Raw genomic sequence first — 6,139 nt, 5'->3', positions numbered from 1 at the left:
TCGAGTCGATGCTTTCTGTGTGGCGTTGCGAGCGTCATCAGCGGCCTTATCGCGCATCCGCCCAGTCCTCGACTTCCGCAAGTTGTTGTAGCGGCCGGCGTGCTCCTTCGTCGAGCGGGCCGAAGAGCCGAGCTTGTATGCTCTCGAGTCGCCGCTCCTGAGTGTCGTCTGGCCGCTCTTTGTGACGGATCCAATCTGGTTATCTGCGTATCCACGGTGGACGTTTCGAGCACCACGGACCGCTTTTCCAGAAGTGCGCTTTGCCTTTGCAGCGCCAGCTTTAGCCGCTGCAGGATTCGTCGTAGATGCTCCTTTCTGGGCGATCGTCCGCATTGCAGGGCTACTCCAGTAGACCGTCATGACCATCGCGATAATCGCTGCAGGGATCAGTGCAAGTCCGACAAAAACGGAGTAGATCCCTTCAAACGTAGTGTTCAGGTCAATTGCCCAGCCAATTCGAAATAAGACCGCTGCTGGAAGCCCCGCAAGCACCAGCCCTGGATAGATCCCAGCGACACGACGTGCCATGTTGGATGCTGGAGTGAATGGCCATATCTCGAGCGCCCAGAGAACACCCAACAATGGCATAACTGGTGTCAGGACAAGGATCCCAATTTCTCGGAAGGCAACAATAAATCCAGCTACGACGAGTGCCACATTGGACAATACGACCATCGCAAGAATGGCGAAGATTCCTCCCAGTGCTCCTTTGATCAGCCCCTCGAAATTTGCAGTCATGTCGTCAATTGGAGCAATTGTCATTCCGACTGCGTCGATAAATTGCAACGGAATAGAGACTAGAGGGAACCAGACGAATGTCGCCATAAATACAAGCCCTAGCCGCCGCAGGAGTCGTTTCCGCCGATACTCGCTAATCGAGCCTGCCCGAAGCCCGATAAATGCGAAGGCAACGATTAGAATCATAATAGTCAGGGGCATCACATACTTCAGATAGACATCTTGGTATATACTAGCCCAAGGCTCATTATCTGGCGTTCCGATAACCATATATCCCGAATCAGATGTCGGTGCTGGAACACCAACGATCGGAGATAGGATACCCTCATAAATGGTGTTCATGAGTCCAAGGAGCATCTCTGTCATATCCTCGACGACATCCTCGATTGCTCCCTTGACCTCTTGTCTTAACCATGCCATCAGAGATCACCATTCTCCGACAAGGAGTCGTCTGAACCGTTATCGGTAATGGTGAGATCGCACGACTGTTCTGTACCTCCATATCTAATCTGTTGTGAATACGAGGGATTATCGCCAACTTGGACGATAGCCGTCACGGTTAGAGATTCAGTCCCAAGTTCTCCACAATCAACGGAGCTATGTGGACTCTCGGTTCGATAAATTCTCCCACCGGAATATACGGTGGTAGTCTCACCGGGCGGCAAGCGCGTTTCGTGGTAGTATGATTTTGTCTCAGTCGAAAGGAGATGATTGATTGGCGCTCCTGTCCATTGGATTTCAGTGAGCAGCGACGGGATATTCCCCTTATTCTCAATCAAGACGGCTGCATTTTTATCCCAGACAGGCGAATTCTTGTCCCACTCCATATCGGGGTTCTCCGCTGCCCACAGGACATCCGTAATCGCACACTCCGCCTCGAGCGTGAGTGTCGTCGTATCGACCTGCTCGTCTCCATCGAGGGCAACCAGTTCGTAGTCCCCAGTGGGCACACTGTCCTCATAGCGACCGAGAATTTCGAACGATGTCGTGGTCTCACCGGTCGCGAGGCGTTGTTGATCAAACAACTCGCCGTTCGGATCGATGAGGTTGATGAACTCAACTGACGCATCATCAGCAACCTCGATCTCGAGGGTTGCGTCACCTATCTCGACAGAAGTGAAGACGTCACTCCCTTCTGCACTAATCCCGTTGCCATCCGTACTGTTACTGCTGTTCGATGGGTCTGTGGACGTGTCCGACGTACAGCCGGCAAGGGCGGCGGTACTCACACCAAGGCTAGCAAGGACTGCTCGGCGAGCGATACCACTGTCGTCTCGATTGGTATTTTCTGTCATGGATGGTCTCGTAGTCCAAGGACCGCACCGCCAGTCAGGTAGTCAAAGCCGTAGATAGCCAGAGCGACCGGGAGGAACCAGAGCAGCGTCACGAGGAACAGCTGGACAAGCTTCTGGAACTTGGGATAGTTCGGGGGAACCGTCGCCCGATCCTCGGCTGCGGAGTACAACTGATCGGCACGCCACCAGTCTGCTGGAACATACTGGCTATCGATGAACGACGACGGCCGCTTCTCGAGTTCAAGCACAGCCATTCCGCTCGCGTTCAGCGCAGCCGATTGATTGCCGATTTCGACTCGCCCAGTCGTGACCGGATCACCGGTCGTTGTCTCCGTGACGGTTGCCTGAACGAGCGTTCCCGACGAGTTTGCCTCGAGAACGGTCAACTCGAGAGTGGTGTCACGAACGGTTCCGTTGTCGGTGACCGAAATCGTCTCTGACTGGCCACGAACGATTCCGTGGACAGTCACCTCGTCGAAGGTCGCTGCTGGAAGCGTCTCTGATCGGACAGCGATCGACGTTGCATTCGTATAGTTGTCAACCGTCGGAATGGCGATCTCACTCGAGAGGGACGGGCCAGCGTGTTTGCTCCCCCACGCTTCTTCGATCACTAATGGCGGCTCGGCATCCTCCGTTGCCTCGCTCGGCATATCCGGCCGTTTCTGCGTGGGGATGGCGTGGAGTTGTGCCGGACGAACGGACGAATTCGTCCGAGTCGTGTCTGTTGCCGTCCGAGACACCATTGTCTGCCAGCCGTCTACTCCCGCCGAATAGAACCGCCAGTTTCCACGGAGACGTACGTTACTGCCAACATCGATTGCAGCCCACCGAGTTCCAGGGTGGATGACGACACCAGTGTGTGTTGGATCGTTTTCGAACGTAACGCGCTTCCCGCCTCTGTCGTCAATCTGCGAGACAACTGCGTGGCGGGAGTCAGTCGCTGTTACCTGTTCGGTTGGATAGTCGATCTCTGTCTCCCACGAGCCTTCACAGGATCCGATCGTGCTATTGTAATCAGTGCACGTCCGGGTTTCATGCCGAAGGCGAGCGGTAACTGTCGCTTCAACGGTCAGATTCTGCGCTCCCGACAATCTCCTGTACTCGAGAGTGGACCGATGGCCATGATCGGCATCGAGTGTCCAGCTCTCTGTCTGTAAGACAACCGTGTCAACGGCAGTGTCAGCAATCGACCAGTGATGGCGAACCGAGCCGCTCGTGTCATCGTCTGGGACACGGACCCGATAGTCGGCTATCGCAAGGACCTCGCCGTCTGGCGTGATGTACCGCGTCGAGGTGTTCCCCGAGTGCAGCACCGTCGACGGCTGGACTGCAACGATGCTCGTGTACGCATCCCGAATGTAGAGCCCATCCTCGAGGTGTGCCCGTTGTGGATGGACTGAGGTTTTCTCGCTACCAGGGTCAAAGTCCTGGAGATCACCGCTGTTCCACCTCTCGACGTCTTCGATTGGTTTCTCGAACGGGACATCTGTCGACCCTGCAAGCCGGGTCGAAAATCCTGGTGCAGAGGAAACCGTCTCTTCGAACTCGTCACTCGAGCGGTTTTGCTGATCGAGATCATCCGACCACAACAGCGGGAACCGTGTCTCGTTCACGCCGTAATCGGGCCCATCAGCAGGAATCGCTGGACTCGAATTCGGCTCAGCAACAGTGACACCGACAGCCAAGAACACAGCGCCTCCGCTTGCGACGAGAAGCATGAGGGCGGCGTTGATCGCACGTGGTGTGGTCATTGAGCTTCAGGCAACCGCAAGCTCTGCTCTGGTGGGTCAGAATGGTTTGACACAATCTGAGAAGCCGAATCCCATCTGACTGCCAACTTTATCGATCAGTTCGGGTGAGATCAGTGCGAGGACGATGATCCCAAACCCGACACACGACATTACGAGCTTCTCTTTGGCCTGATTCTTCTTCTCGGGGTTTCCACCCGCACGCATGTACGAGAGACCAGCTCGACCGACGTAGAACCCCGTAGCCGGAAGGCCAAGACCAGCAACAGCGCCGAAGACGATGCCAATACCAGTCTCGACACCGGTTCCACAGTAAACGTCACCGACATTTGACTGGGCAGCGACCGATCCGGAAGCGAGGGCGATGAAGGCCAGCCACACAGCAAGCGTGGTTGCTACTGGTGCGACTCGTCTCCACGCCCGTCGGGCCCTAGTCACCGAATTACAGCATTCCGGCGATGATTCTGTCGACTGATGTGAGGTATCCGTGTTCATTGGTACAGATATCTGTCCGCAATGATTCGAACAGCTGCTCGAGGGTCACATCCGCAGCCGTCGCTCTGATGGAGTCATTGAACTCCATTCCCAGCTGCTGACCAAAAGCAGTCTCAGTGGAAGGCAACTGTTCGGCCAGTGCGTCTTGAGATTCAGGAGTGAACGCAGTTAGTCCGCTTCGTGAGTAGGGCGGTACTGCGTCAGTTGGTGGGATAGTCGGAATCATATTGGAAGCGTTCACTGTTTTTATTGTCTCACTCACCCATAAGCATAGAACAGTTATTATTGAACCAATATAAGAATTTCCAATAGGCCTTACTAATAGTATTAGTTTGAGTTCGAGATACCGCTGTCTTCTCTAAAGGAGAACCGCTTCCGAAGCACTATATTCGATAAATACCGCTAAATTAGTTGTCGAACAGTCGTAGAGCAGTAAAAATGATCAAGGTGAGTGGGAGAATATACACAAGAAGAATAGCAACTGTCTCTATAATCATATTAACTGCGCCACTACCCCCAGAACCAGTTTGTATGTAAATAAGGACAACAAACCAGAGAGTTACTAACTGAATGACTGGCGTATCTTCCATATCTCATCAATTGATAATAATTTGTTCAACAAGGTGTTTTCGATAAGTGTTCAGATTTCCTTACCAGTCAATGCACCATAGAAGGCTATAAGCAAGATTCTGGACGACCCTATGAATTCTCTGACAGCGTCTGTCCTCACTGGTTAGATGTTTCTACCGCAATAGTTCCGGTTGCATTGACCCTGATTGTGTAGCCACAATATTGGAAGATCAGTTTGAGTTGCCGAGTCTCACTCTGTATGAATAGGCGTTCAACTGCTTCGGGATCGATTGAATCGTACAAGGGAGGGAGCTCTTCCACCTCTTTCTCTGCAAGGTTGGATACAGTTTCAACGATGCTGGATACTATCGCCTGCTCTGAATGTGGATCGTATTGGGTTGTAACCACCATCTATTCTCTCACTATGAGATTCGTGTTCGATGAACATAAAATGTAGTTCTAGAATGTATGTTGTAGCACGTACTTTGAAGACATTATTTTTGAAGGCATAAAATCTGTATAAGAGTGGGTAGCAGCCATGTAGGATTGTACCTATATGGTAGACGACGGTGGAAGAAGTGGTCCGTTCACGAAGCAGGTTTCAGACGAGGAATTACTCGAGTATATAAAAGAAGAGGAAGTTGTGACTACCAAAGAGGTCTCCGACCATTTTGACTATCACTTACAGACTGCCCGGCGACGTCTGAAACAACTCCATCAACAAGATCGGTTGAACCAGAAAGATGTCGGCAAGCGCTTCGTCTGGTGGCTTCCGCGCGACTAATCCCGCCAAAAAGTGATTTTAAACTCCCTCAACGCAGATTAACTGTTTCACTCTTCTGACACGGCAATTCACCCAACTCTCGCCGTCTACCGAAGAGGCACTGAACTAGACAATGGTTCTCGAGACATTTCATATCGAGACTGAGTAGCTATACACTCTCGAGTTCACAGAAAGGCCGGCCAAAGGCCAGCATGAGGTTCTCGAAGGCCGGATGGCACTCGAAACCAGAGATCGGAGGACGAAACCAGTTGTGGATCTTGTGGAACGTACCGATCTCGGCCGGCGTGGACAAGTGTTCCCTGACTTGTGATCGAGGAAGGGTCAACGATACAGGGGTGTAGGTTGACCCATCTTGTCCGCGCCAACCCGTCATATGCCCCATAGAAGTATTAATTGCTCTGTTGAATAGCGGTGCTTGGATGGGAGGGCAGACTGTGAATCGGCTTGTGAGCGGTTGAGACTCACAGGCTCACAATCAGTGTCACTTCACCCCAACTCAGCGGTTACTA

Annotated in this window: 6 protein-coding genes; 1 reads left to right on the top strand and 5 read right to left on the bottom strand. The window is 52.6% G+C overall.

The features are described 5' to 3' along the window. The 5 genes from BSG09_RS19715 to BSG09_RS19690 all read right to left on the bottom strand — a co-directional run. Positions 1-1,158: hypothetical protein (locus BSG09_RS19715; protein WP_092936162.1), on the bottom strand; the 1,158-nt coding region annotated here is incomplete at its 3' end. Continuing rightward, positions 1,158-2,033 carry a hypothetical protein gene (locus BSG09_RS19710; RefSeq protein WP_254799221.1) on the bottom strand — a complete coding sequence of 292 codons (876 nt, stop codon included), beginning with the start codon at positions 2,031-2,033 and terminating at the stop codon, positions 1,158-1,160. The genes BSG09_RS19710 and BSG09_RS19715, both read right to left, overlap by 1 nt. Next, positions 2,030-3,784, bottom strand: coding sequence for a hypothetical protein (locus BSG09_RS19705; protein WP_092936160.1), 1,755 nt, complete (start codon positions 3,782-3,784; stop codon positions 2,030-2,032). The genes BSG09_RS19710 and BSG09_RS19705 overlap by 4 nt, the downstream gene beginning before the upstream one ends. A 36-nt stretch (positions 3,785-3,820) precedes the next feature. After that, positions 3,821-4,162 (bottom strand): pilin, encoded by a 342-nt coding sequence (locus BSG09_RS21490; RefSeq protein WP_092936158.1) that lies wholly within the window; start codon positions 4,160-4,162, stop codon positions 3,821-3,823. Between the two features lie 840 nt (positions 4,163-5,002). Continuing rightward, on the bottom strand, positions 5,003-5,257 hold the full coding sequence (locus BSG09_RS19690) for a HalOD1 output domain-containing protein (RefSeq protein WP_092936154.1): 255 nt from the start codon (positions 5,255-5,257) through the stop codon (positions 5,003-5,005). A 145-nt stretch (positions 5,258-5,402) separates the two neighbouring features. Here BSG09_RS19690 and BSG09_RS19685 point away from each other — a divergent pair, with 145 nt between their 5' ends. Further along, positions 5,403-5,630 carry a DeoR family transcriptional regulator gene (locus BSG09_RS19685; protein WP_092936152.1) on the top strand — a complete coding sequence of 76 codons (228 nt, stop codon included), beginning with the start codon at positions 5,403-5,405 and terminating at the stop codon, positions 5,628-5,630. The last annotated feature ends 509 nt before the right edge of the window (positions 5,631-6,139 follow it).

This window comes from Natrinema hispanicum (assembly GCF_900111485.1).
Lineage (GTDB): Archaea > Halobacteriota > Halobacteria > Halobacteriales > Natrialbaceae > Natrinema > Natrinema hispanicum_A.
The sequence above is the reverse complement of the archived record's forward strand: the minus strand, read 5'-3'. Positions and strand labels throughout refer to the sequence as shown.